The sequence below is a fragment of the Shigella sp. FC1967 genome, assembly GCF_001743005.1.
In the GTDB taxonomy this organism is placed as follows: domain Bacteria; phylum Pseudomonadota; class Gammaproteobacteria; order Enterobacterales; family Enterobacteriaceae; genus Proteus.
Genome location: NZ_MIIZ01001103.1, coordinates 1 through 876, shown reverse-complemented (window position 1 = coordinate 876; position 876 = coordinate 1). Strand labels below are relative to the sequence as shown.

Below are 876 nucleotides of genomic sequence, written 5' to 3'. Positions count from 1 at the left end.
TTAAGTTTTTTGATGATATTGAGATTAAATTATCAAATGATCACGATATGTCGTTGACTCAAATTGGAAATTCTTTTGCTTATCAATTAAATGGTAAATTGCTTGATAATAAGTTTATTGTCACTAATTTAGTTTTTGAAGATGATCTATTTTATCAATATTCATATACTGAGAATCAGTTTGTTATGTTGAAATCAGACAGAATTAACGTAGAAATAATTGAGCCTATCAGCCATGAACTTTTTTAACGAAGTCCAACAAAAAATCAGCATTACACCTTTTTTTTCTAACATGGGGAAAGCGGACTTACAGGCTGATAATGTGATTGTGTTTCCCGATTTAAAAAAGTTTGCTGCTTTCTCCGTTAGATTTTGAATGGTTACCGACTTCACCTACACAAAATGATCCTTTTTATGCTAAACAAATCCTGCCTAAAGCATTAATAGAACAACGTATAAAGATAACGCGTTGTGTGATGGATTGCGTGAAAAATATCCCGTGTACCTCATTTCAGTATGATGCCCATGATTTCAATATTGCAGCTAAAAATGCGATTTGTTACGCATTTCGCCAATACTTATCAGAAAAAACACTTTTCTCTTGGAGACAACTGGGAAAATATTGTTTATATCTACTATCAAGGATATTGGCCGATTAGGGACCTACTATAATAAAGTAGTAATTATTTGAATTTTATCATTTTTAAGATTAATAATATTAGGATATAGAGAAATGGATATCACTAAAATTTATCAATATAAATTAAGAAAATTATTTAATCCAAGAGCACTTCCTTTTAACAATGATATTTTATTTTTACAGTCTTGGGACGGTGAACGGGATGAAATTATTTCAGTAAAACTAAAAAAATAAACC

Annotated in this window: 1 protein-coding gene and 1 pseudogene; both read left to right on the top strand. The window is 29.8% G+C overall.

The genetic code is table 11. From position 1 onward, the window contains the following. Positions 1–248: pseudogene (locus BHE89_RS23955) on the top strand (hypothetical protein); the annotation flags it as partial. Positions 249–732: 484 nt separating this feature from the next. Further along, on the top strand, positions 733–873 hold the full coding sequence (locus BHE89_RS23950; RefSeq protein WP_171742540.1) for a hypothetical protein: 141 nt from the start codon (positions 733–735) through the stop codon (positions 871–873). Positions 874–876: the final 3 nt, after the last annotated feature.

What these genes read in the sequence shown, in the direction of transcription:
- BHE89_RS23950 (WP_171742540.1), top strand. Translation starts at nt 733, where the DNA reads ATGGATATCACTAAAATTTATCAATATAAATTAAGAAAATTATTTAAT.